The organism is Rhodococcus sp. GXMU-t2271 (genome assembly GCF_041414735.1).
Taxonomy (GTDB): Bacteria; Actinomycetota; Actinomycetes; order Mycobacteriales; family Mycobacteriaceae; genus Rhodococcus; species Rhodococcus indonesiensis.
This window is the reverse complement of the sequence record NZ_JAUIZP010000045.1, coordinates 124,584-142,532: the sequence shown is the minus strand read 5'-3', so window position 1 is coordinate 142,532 and position 17,949 is coordinate 124,584. Positions and strand designations below refer to the sequence as shown.

The 17,949-nt window shown below is 70.3% G+C and carries 16 protein-coding genes; 2 read left to right on the top strand and 14 right to left on the bottom strand.

What is annotated here, in order from left to right; genetic code table 11:
• The 4 genes from QYS60_RS18010 to QYS60_RS17995 all read right to left on the bottom strand — a co-directional run.
• Positions 1 to 309, bottom strand: a 309-nt coding sequence (locus QYS60_RS18010) for a sigma factor (protein WP_371383821.1), incomplete at its 3' end; no start/stop codon positions are given.
• Between the two features lie 81 nt (positions 310 to 390).
• Positions 391 to 1,071, bottom strand: a complete 681-nt coding sequence (locus QYS60_RS18005; protein WP_371383820.1) for a nitroreductase — start codon at positions 1,069 to 1,071, stop codon at positions 391 to 393.
• A gap of 37 nt (positions 1,072 to 1,108) precedes the next feature.
• Complete coding sequence (locus QYS60_RS18000) at positions 1,109 to 2,536, bottom strand: flavin-containing monooxygenase (protein ID WP_371383819.1); 1,428 nt, start codon at positions 2,534 to 2,536, stop codon at positions 1,109 to 1,111.
• 90 nt (positions 2,537 to 2,626) lie between these two features.
• The gene (locus tag QYS60_RS17995) at positions 2,627 to 3,634 is read right to left on the bottom strand and encodes an NAD(P)H-dependent glycerol-3-phosphate dehydrogenase (RefSeq protein WP_054373207.1); all 1,008 of its coding nucleotides are present in this window, start codon (positions 3,632 to 3,634) and stop codon (positions 2,627 to 2,629) included.
• A gap of 188 nt (positions 3,635 to 3,822) precedes the next feature.
• Here QYS60_RS17995 and QYS60_RS17990 point away from each other — a divergent pair, with 188 nt between their 5' ends.
• The gene (locus QYS60_RS17990) at positions 3,823 to 3,993 is read left to right on the top strand and encodes a hypothetical protein (RefSeq protein ID WP_003934535.1); all 171 of its coding nucleotides are present in this window, start codon (positions 3,823 to 3,825) and stop codon (positions 3,991 to 3,993) included.
• A 65-nt stretch (positions 3,994 to 4,058) separates the two neighbouring features.
• On the opposite strand, the gene QYS60_RS17985 is transcribed toward QYS60_RS17990, so the two are convergent.
• The 9 genes from QYS60_RS17985 to QYS60_RS17945 form a co-directional block, all read right to left on the bottom strand.
• Positions 4,059 to 5,315 (bottom strand): benzoate/H(+) symporter BenE family transporter, encoded by a 1,257-nt coding sequence (locus tag QYS60_RS17985; RefSeq protein WP_003934534.1) that lies wholly within the window; start codon positions 5,313 to 5,315, stop codon positions 4,059 to 4,061.
• A gap of 7 nt (positions 5,316 to 5,322) precedes the next feature.
• Positions 5,323 to 8,007, bottom strand: coding sequence for an AAA family ATPase (locus QYS60_RS17980; protein WP_371383825.1), 2,685 nt, complete (start codon positions 8,005 to 8,007; stop codon positions 5,323 to 5,325).
• 11 nt (positions 8,008 to 8,018) lie between these two features.
• On the bottom strand, positions 8,019 to 9,365 hold the full coding sequence (locus tag QYS60_RS17975; protein WP_371383818.1) for an MFS transporter: 1,347 nt from the start codon (positions 9,363 to 9,365) through the stop codon (positions 8,019 to 8,021).
• Between the two features lie 109 nt (positions 9,366 to 9,474).
• A complete protein-coding gene (locus tag QYS60_RS17970) occupies positions 9,475 to 10,266 on the bottom strand; it encodes a 1,6-dihydroxycyclohexa-2,4-diene-1-carboxylate dehydrogenase (RefSeq protein WP_289377464.1) in 792 nt (263 codons plus the stop codon).
• A 14-nt stretch (positions 10,267 to 10,280) separates the two neighbouring features.
• Entirely contained in the window at positions 10,281 to 11,888 is a 1,608-nt protein-coding gene (benC, locus tag QYS60_RS17965; RefSeq protein WP_003934530.1) for a benzoate 1,2-dioxygenase electron transfer component BenC, read from the bottom strand.
• A 33-nt stretch (positions 11,889 to 11,921) separates the two neighbouring features.
• The gene (gene benB / locus QYS60_RS17960) at positions 11,922 to 12,425 is read right to left on the bottom strand and encodes a benzoate 1,2-dioxygenase small subunit (protein WP_289377385.1); all 504 of its coding nucleotides are present in this window, start codon (positions 12,423 to 12,425) and stop codon (positions 11,922 to 11,924) included.
• A gap of 13 nt (positions 12,426 to 12,438) precedes the next feature.
• A complete protein-coding gene (benA, locus tag QYS60_RS17955; RefSeq protein ID WP_003934528.1) occupies positions 12,439 to 13,818 on the bottom strand; it encodes a benzoate 1,2-dioxygenase large subunit in 1,380 nt (459 codons plus the stop codon).
• 200 nt (positions 13,819 to 14,018) lie between these two features.
• The gene (locus QYS60_RS17950; RefSeq protein ID WP_289377386.1) at positions 14,019 to 15,017 is read right to left on the bottom strand and encodes a 2Fe-2S iron-sulfur cluster-binding protein; all 999 of its coding nucleotides are present in this window, start codon (positions 15,015 to 15,017) and stop codon (positions 14,019 to 14,021) included.
• Between the two features lie 26 nt (positions 15,018 to 15,043).
• On the bottom strand, positions 15,044 to 16,255 hold the full coding sequence (locus QYS60_RS17945; RefSeq protein ID WP_371383817.1) for a cytochrome P450: 1,212 nt from the start codon (positions 16,253 to 16,255) through the stop codon (positions 15,044 to 15,046).
• Between the two features lie 138 nt (positions 16,256 to 16,393).
• Between QYS60_RS17945 and QYS60_RS17940 the strand changes: the two genes are divergently transcribed.
• On the top strand, positions 16,394 to 17,359 hold the full coding sequence (locus QYS60_RS17940; protein ID WP_371383816.1) for an AraC family transcriptional regulator: 966 nt from the start codon (positions 16,394 to 16,396) through the stop codon (positions 17,357 to 17,359).
• Positions 17,360 to 17,424: 65 nt separating this feature from the next.
• On the opposite strand, the gene QYS60_RS17935 is transcribed toward QYS60_RS17940, so the two are convergent.
• Positions 17,425 to 17,916 (bottom strand): hypothetical protein, encoded by a 492-nt coding sequence (locus QYS60_RS17935; protein ID WP_371383815.1) that lies wholly within the window; start codon positions 17,914 to 17,916, stop codon positions 17,425 to 17,427.
• Between the last annotated feature and the right edge of the window lie 33 nt (positions 17,917 to 17,949).

Below are 17,949 nucleotides of genomic sequence, written 5' to 3'. Positions count from 1 at the left end.
TGTCACGGTGCGCGCGGCCTTGCGCCGGACGTCCGCGACCTTGTGCGTGGCGATGCCGAATGCGAAGCGCAGCAGCGACGCACCGCGATCCTGGTAGCGCGGGAGTGCCCGTGCCAGGGCGAGGCACACCTCCTGGGTGACGTCCTCGGCGGGGGTGTGCGCGCTGGTCCCCTCGTCCATGCGTGCGGCGCAGAAGTTCAGCACATGGGGGCGAACGGAACTCACCACCACGCCGACGGCGTGCGGTTCACCGGCGACGGCGCGCGGTACCCATCGGCGGAGCAGTTCCTCGGTTTCGACGCGGTGCACGGGGTGTCCTCTCGGGCGGCGGAAGGTGGGGAGTTCCACCATCCGTCGCCCGGGCGCCCCGGGCCAGGACCCCTGGGGTGGTTACTCCTCCACCCACCGCACGGTGTCGTCCAGGCTCGCGCGGTCGGTGCGGCAGGTGTTGGCGGGGTGGCTCTCGTCGGCGTATCCGAAGGAGATCGCGCACACGATGTCGCGCTCGGTGGAGATGCCGAGTTCGCGGCGGACGGCGCCGGCGGCCATCGCGACGGCGGCCTGCGGGACAGCGGCGATGCCGAGTGCCTGCGCGGCGAGGAGCAGGGTGGCGACGTACCCACCGCAGTCGACCGCGCCGTAGGTGCCGAGGGCCTTGTCGGTCGTGACGATCGCGATGTGCGGCGCTCCGAAGAAGCGGTAGTTCTCGAGCATCTGCTCGGTCCGGCGGGCGTAGTCGTCGCGGGCGATGCCGAGGCTGTTGTAGAGCGCGTACCCGGCGCCGCGACGACGCTCGGCGTACACCCCGCGGTACTCGGCCGGGCCGGGGATGTCCGGGTCGAGCCGGCCGGAGGCCGCCTGCTCGTACACCGCGGTCCGTAGCCGATCGACGGCGTCCCCGCCGACCAGGACGACCTCCCACGGCTGGGAGTTGCACCAGGACGGGGTGCGCTGCGCCATGCGCAGCATCGACTCGATGTCGTCGCGGGGTACCGGCTTGGACAGGAATGCCCGGCAGGAGTAGCGGGTGTCGAGCAGTGCCGAGAGCGAGGCGCGGTGGTCGATCGTCATGTGACCAGGGTCGCACAGGCGCTTGTATAGCGCTCGTTCAGGTCCGTCGTGCGGGACCGGCGGTGGTGTAGTTCTCCCGGTCGAACCGCCGGGTCCGGAGCCGGTATCCCCAGGACGAGGCCGGCCACAGCGACCGGTTGACCTCGCCGCGGTCCAGGTACCAGCTCCGGCACCCGCTGGTCCATACGGTGCCCGACGAGCGTCGGCGCATCTCGTCGGCGAACTCCCGCTGCGCGGCGGCCCGTACCTCGAGGGCGGCGCCCTCCCGGTCGGCGGCGTCCATCGCGGCAGCGACGTAGCGGAGCTGGCTCTCGATCATGAACAGCAGCGAGGTGTGACCGATCCCGGTGTTGGGACCGCCGAGCAGGAACGCATTGGGGAACCCGGCCACGGTCGTGCCCAGGTGCGCCGACGCACCGTCCCGGCCCCACCGCTCGAGCAGGGTGCAGCCGTCGCGACCGACCACGGGCAGTCCGGCGAGGGCGGCGGAGACCCGGAATCCCGTCGCGTACACCAGGACGTCGACCGCGTGGTCCCGGCCGTCGGCGGTGCGCACGCCGTGCGGGCGCAGTTCCGCGATCGGGCTGGTGACCACCGTGCTGGAGTCCCGGACGAGTGCGGGGTAGTAACTGTCGGAGAACAGGATTCGCTTGCAGCCGATTCGGTGCGGCGGGGTCAGGACGCGACGCAGGTCCGGGTCGGGCACCTGCCGGTGCAGGTGCCGCAGCGCCCGGGACTCCAGGCGAGCGAGTCGGCGGCCGGACCCGGTGAGCGCGGGGACGAGCGCTTCGCCGCGCCAGTACTCGACCGTCCGGCGCGCGCGGTGCGGCAGCGGCAGACGCTGTGCGCGCCGCGGCAGCACCCAGGCGGGCGTGCGCTGGAACAGGGTGAGGTGGTCGGCGACGTCGGCGAGGTGCGGAATCACCTGCGCGGCGCTCGCGCCGGTCCCGATCACGCCCACGCGCCGGCCGGTGAGGTGGGCGTCGTGGTCCCACCGGGCAGTGTGGAACGCGGGGCCGCCGAAGGAGCCGTCGAGGCGGGGGATCTGCGGGACGTTCAGGGCGCCGGTGGCCAGAACGAGGAAGCGGGCCGCGTAGACCGGGCCGTGGTCGGTGCGCACGTGCCAGCGGCCCGTCGACTCGTCCCACCGGCACGCGGCGGCGGCCGTGCGGTACACGATCCGGTCGTCGAGTCCGTTCTCTGCGGCGAACGCGTGCAGGTGCGCGAGGATCTCGGGCTGGGTCGCACGGCCGCGGGCCCAGGCGGCCTGGGGTGCGGACGAGTACGAGTACAGGGCGGGATGGATGTCGCACTCGCACCCCGGGTAGGTGTTGTCGCGCCACGTCCCGCCGAGGGCGGCACCGCGTTCGAGGACGAGCACGTCGCGGCCGCGTCGCCGCAGGTGTGCGGCGGCACCGAGCCCGGCGAAGCCGGCTCCGACCACGAGTGCTTCGACGTCGATCACTTGAACAGTGTGCAAGTTCGGGGCCCACCAGGCAAATCAGGAAATATAATGCTCTCTACCCCGTATCCGAGATTGCCGGATATCTTCCGATCAGACCACGTCTTCCTCGTTGCCCGGCGTGACCCGGCGCAGTCCCCGGTACGCGTCGGCGGGGGAGCGGCGGCCGGCCACGACGGCCTCGACCTCGGCGGCGATGGGCATCTCCACGTCGTACTCGCGCGCGAGTTCCATCACCGTCGGCGCGGTCTTCACGCCCTCCGCGACCTGGCCCAGCCGGGCCACCGCCTCGTCGAGGGTGAGCCCGCTCGCGAGGGCCTCGCCGATCCGGCGGTTGCGCGACGCGGGGCTCGTGCACGTCGCAATCAGGTCGCCCATCCCGGTCAGGCCCGCGAACGTCCGCGGGTTGGCTCCCATCACCTCGCCGAGCCGGGTCATCTCGGCGAGCCCCCGGGTGAGCACCATCGCCCGGGTGTTGTCGCCGACCCGCAGCCCCTCGGCCATGCCTGCCGCGATCGCGACGATGTTCTTCAGGACGCCGCCGAGTTCGCAGCCGAGGACGTCGGTGTTGCGGTACACGCGGAAGACCTTCGAGGCGAACAGCGGTTGCAGGGCCGCCGCGACGCGTTCGTCCGCGGTGGCCACCACTGCGGCCGCCGCCATCCCGTCGGCGACCTCGCCGGCGATGTTCGGTCCGGCCAGCAGTCCCACCGGGTGACCGGGCAGGCATTCGCCGATCACCTCGGTCGGCCGCAGGCGGGTGCCCGGTTCGAGTCCCTTCGCCAGCGAGAGGATCGGCACCCAGGCCCGCACCTCGTTCGATATCTCGGCGAGGGTGGCGCGGACGGCGTGGGACGGCACCCCGACCACCAGCACGTCGGCCTCGTGTGCGGCCTCGAGAAGGTCCGAGGTGGCGCGAAGATTGGCCGGCAGGGTTCGCTCGCCGAGGTACCGGGTGTTGCGGTGCTCCTCGTCGATCTCCCGGGCGGTGTCCGGGTTGCGGGACCAGAGCAGGGTCGGGGTGTTGCGGGCCGACAGTCCTGCGACGGTGGTACCCCACGAACCGGAACCGAGGACGACGACGCGAACCGGACGTGCCATGGGTTGGGGATCCTGTCTGCGAGGAGGAACGGTACGGCCTCAGGGTGTCAGTTCGCCCGTCCCGGCGCCGGATTTTCGCGGTATGTCCGTCCTCCGTCGCTGTCGTCCCGCATGTGCACACTGGCACGGTTAATACCCTAGGGGGTATATTGACCGCAGATTCCGATCATCCCCCGAGGAGGACGCCCATGTGTTACCCCGTCACCTGCTCCAAGTGCGGAAAGACCGGCTGGGGCGGCTGCGGCCAGCACGTCGACAGTGTGATGAAGTCCGTGCCGGTCGCCGAACGGTGCACCTGCGACCAGGACTCCGCTCCCCAGGCGAAGTCCGGCTTCTTCGCCTCGTTGTTCGGCCGCTGAGTTGTTCGGCCGCTGAGTTGTTCGGCCGCTGACGGCCGGCGGGTGCGCTCGCGCACCCGCCGGGGTCATCGGGCCCAGTCGCCGCGCTCGAGCAGCCGCGACACGAGCACCCCGGCCACCAGCCCCCAGAACGCCGCACCGATGTTCCAGAACGTCACGTTCGCGGCCGTGACGACGAACGCCACCAGCGCCCCCATCGTGTACTTCGAGGCGAACGCCGTCACGAACGCGCCCTGCAGCGCCCGCAGCATCGCCAGGCCGCCGAGGGTCGCGACGAACGCTGCCGGCGCAGCTGTCATCCACCGCACGAACAGCGGGGCGAACAACCCGAATACGATCGAGTAGAGCCCGAAGCACACGGCTGCCGTGTACTGACGGCTCCGCTCCCCGGACGCGGTGAGCAGTGCGTTCGTCGGGCCGGTCAGACACGTCGACACCGCACCCACGCAGGCCGCGCCCAGTGACCACACCCCGCACGCGATCGTGGTGACGTTGATCGGAGGCCGGTGCCCGGCCGCCGTGAGCACGGCGATGCCCTGCCCGTTCTGCACCACCAGCACGGTGATCGCCAAGGGAATCACCAACTCCAGCAACGCCGTCCAGGTGAACACGGGAGCGGTGAAGACGGGAGAGGCAAAAATGCCCGATCCGCCCGGCGCGGGCGAGAAACGCCCCGACGCGGACACCGCCACCGCCCCCGCGATCAGCGCCCCCAGGATCGGCGGCAACCACCGGCCGATCCGCCCGAACGCGCTCAATGCCAGGAACGTCAGCACCATGGGCGCCGCGATCGCGGCGTCCGCGCCGAGCGCGACCACCAGGTCCACGCCGAACTTCAGGAAGACACCCGCCACCATCGCCATGACGATCGGCATCGGCAGCGCCTCCATCACTCGCCGCACCAGTCCGGATGCTCCCAGCACCAGCACCAGCAGGCCGGTGACCAGGAACGCGCCGATCACCTCCGGCCAGGACAGGTGACCCAGCGACCCGCCGACGAGGATCGTGCCCGGAATCGTCCAGGCGAAGCCGAGCGGCTGCCGGTAGGCGACGCTCATCGCGACCGTCAGCACCCCGTTGAGAACGAAGATCCCGAAGATCCACGACGCGAGTTCGGCCGCGTCGAGCCCACCGGCCGCGCCGGCCGCGAGGACGACCGCGACCGGGCCCGTCGACGAGAACACCAGGCCGATCACGCCGTTCGCCGCATACTCGACGCCCAGATCCCGCAGCACCCGGCGGGGCCGGGTGAGAGGCCGCGCAGGCCGCTCGAGCAGGTCGGTATCGCCGGGGCCGGTGGTCTTCTCGTCGACTGCTGTCATCGCTTCCTCACTCGTCCTCGCGGAATCGGGCGGCGAGCTCGCTGCGTGAACGGATGCCGAGCTTCGCGTAGACCCGGGTCAGGTGGTACTGCACCGTCTTCACCGACAGGAACAGCTCACCCGCCACGTCCTTGTTGGTATTGCCCGCGGCCACCAGCGCGGCGACCGCCTTCTCCTGCGGCGTCAACGCCGCCAGGTCCATGTGTGTCCGGCGGGCACCGTCGCCGCTCGCCTTCAAGCCACCGGCCTTGAGTTCGCGGTCGCAGCGCTGCACGTACGACGTCGCGCCGAGCGTCGCATACAGTTCCCGGGCGGTGCGCATCACCGCGTCCGCCTCCCGCCGCCGACCGGCCCGCCGCAGCGTCTGGCCGTACGCGAAGTTCACCCGTGCCCGGTCGTACGGCAACGACAACGTCGCCAGGTTCTCGAGCGCGGCTTCGAACGTCTCGCGTGCGGCGTCGATGTCCCCGCGTGCCCCGTGGATCCGTCCGCGCACGTATCCGAGTCTCGCCCGCGCGGACAGGTGTCCCCGGGAGCCGGCCAGGTCCTCGAACGGACGGAGGAATTCGTCGGCCTCGTCGACGCGCCCCGTCATCACGAGGGCATTCGCATACAGGTCCGGCCACGGCCAGAAACCCGGCTCCACCAATGCCTGCCGTCGACGCGCGGTGAGCGGCGCCAGGTGCCGCAGGACGCCGTCGTAGTCGGCGGCGACCTCGGCGCACTGGGCGGCCGCGATGCAGGCCGGCACCACCATGACGGCATAGTCGGTGGCACCCGCGCGGCCACGTCGCAGGTGCTCGCGAGCCAGAGCCCAGTCGCCCCGCAGGGCGTGCACCTGGGCGCCGGTCCAATGCACCAGGGGCCGAAGCAGATCCAGACCCGCGGTGTCGAGCTGCGCGGCGGCCCGGTCGACCGTGCGGACAGCGTCGTCCCAGGCGCCCAGCGCGAACTCGGTGCGGGCCAGCCACGCCTGTGCCCACAGCGAGATCCGGATCGATCCCCCGCGGAAGACCGTCGGCTCCGCGCTCTCCAGTTCCGCTCGGGCCCGCTCCGGCTCGTCGAGCGCCAGCGCCAGCCAGCCCTCCGCCATGCGGATGCGCTGGCCCTGGGCGCCGAGCCGGACGTTCTCCGGCAGTGTGGCGTACGAGGCGCGGGCCTCGTCGACGTGGCCGGTCATGGCCAGGCCGAGTCCGCGGATCGCGGCCGACTCGACGGCGGCGGGGGTGTCTGCGGCCACGAGGGACGACGCGCGGTCGGCCCATTCGACCAGGCCTTCCCCGTCGAGCCGGGCCAGCGAGTGCAGCACCATGCGCTGGCAGATCATCGCCCCCAGGTCCGGGTCCCGGGCCGGGTCCGGGAGCAGTTGCCATGCGCGGGTGAGGAGCTGGGTGGCCTCGTCCTGCCGCCCGCGCTGGATGGCGAGATAGCCGAGCACCACGTCGCGCATGGCACCGTCGGGCGCGGTCTCGACGGCCGGAACGAACGTCAGCGCCTGGGGCAGATCCGCCGCGCCCGTGAGGGCGTCGACGCCGCGCATCAGCCGCTGCGCACGCTGGTCACGGTCGGGGCTGATGCCGCTCGCGACGATCAGGGCCTCGGCAGCATCAGACCACGCGCCGACGGCGGCGCGGCGCCGGCCGTACCGATCGAGGCGGTCCGCCAGGTCCGCGTCGGCGGTGGCGGTGGCGGAAACCAGGTGGGTGAGCGCAGCCCCCTCGTCGTCGACGAGTTCGGCGGCGCGGGCGTTCAGGTCGCGCCAGCGGGCGGGGCCGATGTCGTCGGCGACGGCGGCCCGGGTCATCGGGTCCGGGAAGACGAGGGTGACCGTGCCACGCTGCTCGCGTCGGCACAGCACTCCGGCGGTGTGTGCGGCGTCGAGCGCCGCGATCGGGTCCGCCAGACCGGCCAGTGCCGCCGCCTGGGTCAGTGTGCATTCCGAGCCGAGCACGGCCGCTGCCTCCACGAGTGCCCGGGTCTCGGCCGGACAGCGGTCCAGCGTGCGGCGCACGGCGCCCGCTCGTTCCTGCGGAGCCGGGAACCGGGCCCGCCAGTGCTGCCACTGGTCGCGGGGGATCTCGTCGAGCAGCTGCAGAACCGGACGGGGGGTGCCGTGGGTGTGCTCGAACAGCCGCCGCGCGGTCCACGGTGACAGGTCCACACCGATGCGGGCGAGGGCGAGCTGGGTGATGTCGTGGGGTCCGAGCGGCCCCACGTGCACGGCGAGGGCGCGGTGGTGATCGAGCACCTGCCGGGTGCTGTCGGGGATCGTGTCCGGCAGCGGATCCACGATCACCAGCAGGACGAGCAGCTGCCTGCCGTGGGCACGGCGGACGGTGGACGACAGGGCTTGCAGCGACTCGGAGTCGGCCCAGTGGGCGTCGTCGACGACGAGGACGGTGGGATCGTCCACCAGGGACAACAACTCGTGTGCCACTTCCACCGGATCACGTCCGGTGGCGGGGGCCTGCAGCAGTTGCTCGACGGTGCTCCACGCGCGCCGCGCCTCCCACGGGACGCCCGCGGACGTACGCACCTGCCAGCCGTCGAGCAGCTCGGTGAATCGTTGCACCAGAGCGGACTTGCCGATACCCGGCGGGCCCTCGACGAGGGCGAGCACGGGTGAATCGGCTCGCGCCTCGCCGAGGTGACGGTCGAGCTCGGAGAGCTCCCGGGTACGTCCGACCAACATGGTGGGCTGAGTCACACTTCCACGGTAGTGGGGCCGGCCGCCGCAGCCTCCGGGGTTCGGGCAACGTACTGCGCACCCCGCCGGACGGGGACGAACACCGTCACCAGGGCGCCGGCCACGGCGATGCCGGCGAAGATGTAGAAGCTCACGTCGTTGCTCAGCCCGGCGCCGATGAGCAGGCCGCCGATGATGGGGCCGAAGATGCCACCGAGCCGGCCGAATCCGGCGCACCAGGCGACGCCGGCGCCGCGCGCGGCCGTCTCGTAGTAGTTGGAGACGAACCCGTAGATGAGCACCTGGGTGCCGATCGTGCCGACCCCGGCGATCGCCACCGCGGTCAGCAGGACCGGCAGCGGGAAGCCGAAGGTGAGCAGGATCAGTGCCAGGCCGGCGAGGCCGAACGTGGTGGCGATGACCGGCTGGGGGCCGCGGCCGTCGGCGATCCGGGAGGCCAGGAGGCCACCGATGATCGCGCCGCCGTTGAGCACCAGCAGGAATGCGAGCGAACCCTTCGCGTCGTAGCCGGCGTCGGCCATGATCTTCGGCAGCCACGTGTTAAGCCCGTAGGTCAGCAGCAGCCCGGCGAAGCTCATCAGCCCGAGCAGGGTGGTGCCCAACGCGTAGCGGCGGGTGGCCAGTGCGGCGAAGCCGACCTTCTCGGCCGGGGCCGGAGCGGCCGTGGGCCGGGGGAGGCCGAACTTGTCGCAGACCGCGGCGGCCTCGTCCGTGCGTCCGCGCGCCTGCAGCCACATCGGGGATTCGGGCAGCTTGACCAGGGCCAGGGGCAGCAGGATCACCAGAGGCAGTGCACCGATCCAGAACAACCCCCGCCAGCCGATGGCGTCGCGCAGCACGATGGCGAGCAGGGAGGCGAGGACGCCGCCGGCGGGGACGCCGCTGTAGACGATCGCGTTGAACAGGTTCCGCTTTCCGGGCGGGGCGAACTCGGCCACCACGGCGCCCGCGGTGGCGACGAGACCGCCGACGCCGATGCCGGTGAAGAAGCGCAGGATGCCGAAGGAGGTGATGCTGGTGGCCATCGCGGCGGCGCCCATGCCGACGGAGAACCAGACGATGTTGATCAGCATCATCTTCCGGCGCCCGATCCGGTCGCCGAACGCGCCGCTGAGGAGGGCGCCGACCATGACGCCGATGAGGGCGTACGAGCCGAGCGCGCCGCCCTGCTGCGCGGAGATCGCGCCGATCTGGCTGGGGTCGGCCATCAATGTGGGCAGGATCGTCCCGTAGACGACGAGGTCGTAGCCGTCGAAGATGATCGCCAGCGTGGCGAGGGCGACGACCCAGATGACGCTGTTGCGGTGCCGGGGACTCGTCCAGGTAGTTGTGTTGTCGGCCATGTCGGCTCCGGTCTGTGAGTGCGGTCACAAGTGAAACGGGGCAGAAAGAGGGCCTCACCAGCAGGGGATCCCTGGCCTGCCGGTGAGGCCTGTGGCGGAGCTGGGGTGGTTATCCCAGGTCGCCGCCGGCGACGGGAAGGACCGTGCCGGTGATGTAGGAGGCCTCGTCCGAGGCCAGGAAGGTGATCGCGGCGGCCTGCTCGTCGAGCGTGCCGTACCGCTTGAGCAGTGAGGAGTCGACGGTCTGGTCCACGATCTGCTGGTACCAGGTCTTCTCCTGCTCGCTCTGCGCGGCGGGGCCGCGCGCCACCCGCCGGGCGGGGGCATCGGTGCCACCGGGAGCGGTGGCGACGACCCGGATCCCGTGCGGGGCGGCCTCGAGGGCGAGCGCGGCGGTGATCGCGTTGACCCCGCCCTTGGCGGCGGCGTACGGGACACGGTTGACGCCGCGGGTCGCCACGGAGGACACGTTGACGATCGTGCCCGACCGTTGCTCGATCAGATACGGCAGCACCGCGCGGCACGTCCACAGCGTCGGGAACAGCGAGCGCTGCACCTCCGCCTGGATCTGCTCGGGCGTGTAGTGCTCGTACGGCTTCGCCCAGATCGTCCCGCCGACGTTGTTGACGAGCACGTCGATGCGGCCGTGCTGCTGCCGGGCTTCGTCGATCGCGGACTGGGCTCCCTCGAACGTCTCGAGGTCGGCGGTGACGGAGTGTGCCTGGAAATCCTTCTCGCGCAGTTCCTTCGCCACCTCGTGCACCAGCTCGGAGCGGTCGACGAGGATCACGGATCCCCCTTCGGCCGCGATGCGGGTCGCGACCACGAGGCCGATGCCCTGCGCGGCGCCGGTGACGGTGACGACCCTGCCGTCGAAGCGGCCCGGGTACACGGTGCCCATCGGGAGGAGGACGCTCACGCGATCTCCGCCTTCGCGGAGTCCTCGATGGCGCGGCGCATCGTCGCCTTGGCGTGCTCGGCATGGCTGACGATGAGATCGCGCGCCGCCGCACGGTCCTTGCGTTCGAACGCCCGCACGATCTGCAGGTGGTCGTGCGGAACCTGCTCGTCCACCCACTGTGCGGTGCGCAGGACCTTGCGCATCAGCTGCGTCACCTCGAGACGGTTGTACGCCTCGAGCAGCACCGGGTTGCCGCAGCAGCGGAACAGGAACTCGTGGAAGGCGGCGTTGGTGTCGGTGAACGCGCCCGCATCGGTGAAGCGGTCGTGGTCGATCGACGCGGTCGACGCCTCGGCGAGGATCCGGAACTCCACGAGCTGCGCGTCGGTGAGCCGGCCGATGGTCAACTCCAGCGCGCCGAGCTCGAGCGCCATGCGCGCATCGAACTGGGCGTCGGACTCGGTGACGGGCGGGTGCTCCTCGCCGATCTCGTAGTTGTCCTGTGCCACGGCGTTCGCGGACCCGAGCGACACCGGCAGTCCGGTTTCGGCGGCGGCCTTCTCGGCCGCGATGCGCTCCGCCTCGGTCGGCTCGGGAGCCTGCTCGGCGGCGCCCGTCGCGGAGTTGTTGAACTTCTCGAAGAAGAAGTTGGCGGGCGTGAGGCCCTCGTTGTCGAAGTGCGTGCGCACCGCCTCGACCATCGGCGGCGGCCCGCACAGGTACACGTCGACGTCGCCGTCGTTGAGGTGCTTCGGCTCGAACAGCGACGTGACATAGCCCTTGTTCGCGGCCGAGGTGGCCGGGTCCGAGACGCAGTACTCGAACGTGAAGTTCGGCAGCGACCGCGTGTACTCCTCGAGCTTGTCGAGTTCGACGACGTCCTGATCGAACGAGGCGCCGTAGATCAGATGCACCGGCAGATCGCTGTCCTGCTCCTGCATCCTGGCGAGGATGGCCAGGATCGGGGCGAGTCCGGTGCCGCCGGCGAGCAGCAGCGCGGGCCGTGTGCGCTCGCGCAGGAAGAAGCTGCCGAGCGGACCGGTGAACTCGAGCGTGTCGCCGACCTGGGCGCGGTCGCGCAGGTACTCCGACATCAGACCACCCTCGGTGATCTTCACCAGGAACGACAGGTGCGGATCGTTGGGGCCGGTGCTGAACGAGTACGACCGGGTCTGCCCGGTGCCGGGCACCGTGATGTTGACGTACTGGCCGGGCAGGAACACCAGCTCGTCGCGGTTCGGGATCTCGACGGAGAACCCGACGGTGCTGTCGGAGAAGCGGCGGATGTCGGTGATCGTCGCCGTGTAGGTCGCGGCGGAGGTCTTCGCGACGTCGGAGGTCGTGGCGATCTGCAGCACCAGGTCCGACTCGGGCGTCATCTGGCACGGCAGGCAGTAGCCCTGCTCGGCCTCGTCGTCGGTCAGCGCCTCCTCGATGTAGTCGCCACCGTCGTAGGTGCCGGACTCGCAGAGTGCCTTGCAGGTACCGCACGCGCCGTCACGGCAGTCGAGAGGAATGTTGATGCGCGCCTTGTACGACGCGTCGGCGACCGTCTCGTTCGGTCCGCACTTGACGAAGCGGGTCACCCCGTCCTCGAAGCTCAATGCCACCTGGAAACTCACGGCACGGGCCTCCTTTCGTGAATCGGGGGTGGATCAGACGAGGTAGACGTCCACGATGTGGTGGATGTAGTCGTTCTTGAGCACGATCTTCTTCTTCTTGATCACCGGCTGGGCGCCCGAGACGTCGAGCGTGACGAAGGTCGTGCCGAAGTAGGTGTCGGTGGTGTTGTACCGGTAGTACAGCGAGAACCAGTTGTGGCGCAGGTCGATCTCGGTGCCGCGGCGCTCGAGGATCTCGACGTTGGTGATGTTGTGTCCGGTGCGCGGTTCGGGCAGCGACGTCGCGGACGAGCGGTCGGTGCGGATGCGGAACACCCGGTCCTCGAGGCCGCCCCGGTTGGGGTAGTAGATGAGCGAGATCTCGCGCTGCGGGTCCGTGGTGAGCTCACCGTTGTCGTCCCACGCCGGCATCCAGTACTCGGCCTGCGGGTGGTAGCACTCGAGCCACTTCTCGAACTCGCGGTCGTCGAGGAGACGGGCCTCGCGGTAGAGGAACTGCTCGATGTCGTTCTGGGTCAATTCCATTGCGGTGGTCATGTTCTCGTCTTCCTCAGCGCTCGTTCGCGGCGGTGGACTCGGCGGCGGCCTCGGCCGCGACGGCCTTGCGCATGCTGTCGAGCCAGAAGCCGTGCTGGATCGGGTACAGGCCCTCGTCCTCGGTCTTCACCCCGCTCGACAGCACGTTCTTCATGCCGAGATCGAGGGCGACCTGGTCCGGCCCGTTCAGCTGGTGGGTGGCGCCGCGGCTCAGGTCGTTCCACGGGGCTGCGGTGGCCAGGTAGGTCTTCTGGCAGGACCGGAACTCCTCGAGGTCGTCCGGGGTGGCCATGCCGGTGGCGTTGAAGAAGTCCTCGTACTGCCGGATGCGGTTGGCGCGGGACTCGGCGCTCTCACCCTTCGGCGCGATGCAGTAGATGGTGACCTCGGTCTTGTCCACCGAGATCGGCCGGAAGTGCCGGATCTGCGAGGAGAACTGGTCCATCAGGTACACGTTCGGGTACAGGCACAGGTTGCGCGACGCGCCGACCATGAACTCGGCCTTCTTCTCGCCGAATTCGGCGGCGAGTTCCTCCCGGCGCGGGTAGAGCGGACGGTCCTGCGGGTTGCCCCACCACATCCACAGCAGCAGATGACCGTTGTCGAACGAGTGGTAGCCGCCGCCCTGCTTGCCCCAGGTGCCGGCGTCCATCGCCTTGGTCTCGTTGGCCGACTCGCCGGCGGTACGGCGCGCGGTGGTGGCCGCGTAGTTCCAGTGCGTGGCCGACACGTGGTAGCCGTCGGCGCCGTTCTCGGCCTGCAGCTTCCAGTTTCCGTCGTAGGTGTAGGTGGACGAGCCGCGCAGCACCTCGAGGCCCTCGGGGGACTGGTCGACGATCATGTCGATGATCTTGGTGGTGTCACCGAGGTGCTCCTCGAGCGACTTGACGTCGGCGTTCAGGCTGCCGAAGAGGAACCCGCGGTAGCTTTCGAAGCGGGCGACCTTGGTCAGGTCGTGGCTGCCGTCCTTGTTGAACTGTTCCGGGTAGCCGGCGTCGCGCGGGTCCTTGACCTTGAGCAGCTTGCCGTTGTTGCGGAAGGTCCAGCCGTGGAAGGGGCACGTGAACGTCGTGCGGTTGTCGGTCTTGCGGCGGCACAACATGGCGCCGCGGTGGCTGCACGCGTTGATCAGGCAGTGCAGCTCGCCCTCCTTGTCGCGGCTGATCACGATGGGCTGGCGGCCGATGTAGGTGGTGAAGTAGTCCCCGTTGTTCGGGATCTGGCTCTCGTGCGCGAGGTAAACCCAGTTGCCTTCGAAGATGTGCTTCATCTCCAGCTCGAAGATCTCTTCGTCGGTGAAGATGTTGCGGCGCACCTGGTATCGGCCGGCCTCCGCGTCTTCGACGAGGGCGCCGTCGAGTTCGGCTCGCACGTGGTCCAGGGTCTCGGTCATGGGGATCCTCCAAAAGGGTGTCGGTCGGCCCCGGATGGCGAGCGGGGCTGTCTCCGCGTTGCATCCAGACTGCCAGCATGTGGCCGCAGTCACGCCAGGCAAATGCCTAGGCCTACCTAGGACCCTCGGCAGGAGGGTAAGAGGTCCTCAATCGCCCGGTGCGCCCTTCGGGCTGGGCAGCCCGAAGGACGCACCGGCGGCTATGCCGCCGAAGTGAACTTCTCCCGGCGGATCCGGCGCGGCGACATCCGTCGCCGCTTGAACGCCTTGACGGCGCTGTCGACGAACGCCTCGGACCCGCAGATGTAGCCGGTGTACTCCTTCGCCGACGCCACGTCCTCGACGAACGCGTCGGTCGCGTAGCCCTCGCGGTCGCCGCCGGTCGCGCGGCTCAGGCAGGTGACCAGCCGCAAGCCCGGGTGCTGGCCTTCCCATTCCCGCAGCAGCGCGACGTCGTACAGGTCCTCGGCCGTACGCACCCCGTGATAGACGGTGATCGCCCGGTGCGGGTCGAGCGCCAGGGCGTGCCGCACGATGCTCTTCATCGGGGCGAGTCCCGTCCCGCCCGCGAGGAGGACCATCGGTCCCGTCGATTCGGCATCGAAGGTGAAGTCGCCGAACGGTCCCGTGACGTCGACCCGGTCCCCGACCGAGACGGCCCCGAAGATCCATCCGTCGCTGGCCACCCCGCCGGGCCGGCGGCGGACGTGCAGTTCGAGCAGCTTCGGCTCGCTCGGCGGGTTCGCGAGGGAGTACTGCCGCCGGACATCCGTGCCGGGCACCGTGACCTCGACGTACTGCCCCGCCGAGAACTCGAGCGGGGCGTCCAGGGTGAGCAGGACGCGCCGGGTGTCGCGTGCGATGTCGCGGACCTCGGTCACCGTGGCGACGAGATCCCGCAACACGTGCGTGGCCGTGGTCTGCTCGCCCGCGGGAGGTTCGACGACGGTGTCCGCACAGACGGTCGCCTGGCAGGCCAGGGCGAATCCGTCGGCCCGCTCGGTCTGCGGCAGGGTGTCCTCGGGCGAGGCGTTGTGCTCGACCGAGCCGGAACGGACGCGGATCTTGCACGTGCCGCACGTGCCCTGGTTGCAGGAATTGGGCATCCACACGCCGCCGCGGAGGAGGGCGTCGAGGACGGTCTGATCGGGTCCGCACGGCACGGTGGTGGTGCCGACGGTGACGGTGTGCTGGGTCATGGCAGTTTCCTGATCGCTCGGCGAGGTCAGATTTCCCACGTGACGTGCAGCGCGGTGGGGCCGCGGAAACCCCAGCCCCAGAACTCCACATCGGCGTCGGTGTCACGCTCCAGGTTGGGGATGGTCTCGAGCAGCTCCTCGAGTCCGATGCGGCACACGTGGTTGGCGAAGTAGATGCCGGCGCACGCGTGCTTGCCGGCGCCGAACGCCAGGTGCGGCAGCGGGGGACGGGTCATGTCGTACGCGGTGGGGGCGTCGTACTTGCGGGTGTCGTGGTTGGCCGAGCCGTACGACAGGATCACCACGGTGCCCTCGGCGATGTCGATGCCGGCCACCGTCGTGTCGCGGGTTGCGATGCGCGCGGTCGCGGACCAGATCGGCGACGTCCAGCGCATGCCCTCGGCGATCGCGCGGGGAATCAGATCCGGGTCGTCGACGACGGCCTCGAACTGCTCGGGCCGGGTGAACAGGCCGGCGAGGGTCGAGCCCATCGCGTGGCCCGGTTCCTGCATGGCGCCGAGCAGGAACACGTACAGCGTCGGATAGATGTAGTCCCGGCCGCGGGTCTGTCCTTCCGGCATGCCGTCGTGCAGCCAGTGCGAGATCGCGCTGTCGTCCGGGTGCTCGATCCAATGGTCGATCAGCGGGTCCACGACGGCCTGGATCTCGGCCTTCGCACGGTCGCCGTCCGCGAACCGCTCCTGGTTGGCGAACCCGCCGTTCTCGTCGACCTCCGCATTGGTGAACGACAGCGACAGCCGGTGGAACCAGTCGCGCAGCGTGTCGGAGGAGACGTCCTTCAGGCCGAGCAGGTCGCCGAGCGCGCGGACGCTGACCGGCTCGCAGAACTGGGCCATGAGGTCGGCTCTGCCGTCGGACTCGAAGGCCTCGACGTACCGGCGGGCGATCGGTCGGACCAGGTCGTCGATCCACCGGTCCACCTCGGCCGGCTGCAGCGCCGGCTCGACCATCGAGCGCAGATCCTGGTGGATCTCGCCGTTGACGCCGATGATCGCGGGATGCCCGAAGGTGCGGCCCCCGGCCGGGGTGATGATCGCCTCGAAGTCGTCGCTGGTCGCGATGGCATGGCAGGCCTCGGTGGTCGAGGCGACGTAGGCGCCGAGCACCGGCACGTAGGCGATGGGTGCCTCGGCGCGCAGCCGCTCGTACACGGCGTACGGGTTGCGCTCGAGCTGGGTCATGGTGATCTCGTCGATCCACGAGAGGGTGCTCGTCATGGGTTCTGCTCCTGGATGTGTCGTCGGCCGGGACGCACGCCCGGGTGGGTCGTCGTCGTGTGACCTGGAACATATGACGGGGGTCACGCCGACGCCGAGACGATGTGCGCGGCGGCTGGACACATCGCGCGACTTTGTGTGATCGGGGTCTCGGATCCGTACCCTCGTGGTGTGAGCACGGCCGAGATCGGAGACTGGGACGCCGCGTCCCGGGCGGTGGCGGACGCGTACTTCCCGCACGAGCTGACCGATCTGTCGGGTACGGACCGGCCCGCGCTGTCGTTGCGGACGGTCGACCTGGGCGGGGTGACCCTCGGGCGCCTGCACTGGGGTGCCGACGTCGCGATCGCCTGCGACTACCCCGGCGCGTACGAGGTGAACATCCCGATCACCGGCCGGCTCGAGTCGCGTGGCAGCCACGGCGAGGTCGTGTCGGCGCCCGGTCAGGCCACCGTGTTCCGGGCCGACACGCCGAGCATGATCACCCGTTGGGGTGCAACGTGTTCCGTTCTCGGCGTCAAGTTCGACCGGGACCATCTGGAGCGGGAGGCCGACCGGATCCTCGGTTCGCCGGTGCGCACGAAGCTGGTGCTGCCCGACCAGCTGGACCTGTCCGGTCCGGCGAGCGAATGGCACGGGCTGGTACGGGCGCTGTCCGAACAGCTCGACGGTGGCCTGGAGATGGTGAGCAACCCGATCGTCGGTGCCCAGCTCGCCGGGGCGGTCACCGCGGCGTTCGTCCTCGCCGTCTCGCCGCAGGACGGGCCGGTCGCTCCGGCGCGGCCGGGCATGGTCCGTCGCGTCCTCGACGCCCTGAACGACGACCCCGCGCAGGCGTGGACCGCGGCCGACATGGCCGAGCTGGCCGGGACCAGCGTCCGGCGCCTGCAGGAGGCGTTCGCCGAGTACGTCGGGGCCAGTCCGTCGGCGTGCCTGCTCGACATCCGGCTCAGCCGTGCGCACGACGACCTGGTTGCCGGAGTCGGTGCCGGCACCGTCGCCGACGTGGCGTACCGGTGGGGGTTCGGTCACCCCGGACGGTTCGCCACGGCGTTCAAGCGGCGCTACGGGACGACGCCGGCGCAGGTACTGCGCGGCCGGTGACACACAGCGGACATCGACAACCGCCGAGACGGTTGTCGATGTCCGGGACCTGTGTCGCTGTGGGCCTACTCGACCCAGAACTGCGGGGTGGGCCGGTCGAACGACAACTCCGGGAAGTCGTCGTCGCAGATCGGTATCCGGGCGCGGCGCTCGACGTAGTCGTGGCCGAAGTCGCGCATGTAACCGAGGCACGCGACGGTGTATCCGACCGGATCGGGGTGGGCGGCGGTGAGCGGCCGGAAGAGATTGGGAAAACCGTTCTCCGTCAAGGTGGTCGATGTGCATCCTGCACCGTCGCGGCCGTACAGCGGGAGGGTGCCGTCCCCGTCGACGACGAACTTGGCCCGCGCGACGACGGTCGTTCCGTCGACGATCTCCCAGCGGTGGTCGACCTCGTCGTAGCGGGCGGCGGTGGCCTCGTCCGCCTCCAGCACGGCCAGGCGCACCTCGTCGCGCAGGCGGGTGGCCGCCCGCCGGGAGGCGAAGGAGTGCCCGAGGACCACGGCGTCGAACTCCGGTACCGGGGCGGGGACGACGAACTTCGAGGCAGTGGTCATCGGGGCACTCCTTCGCGGGTGGAACGCCGCGCG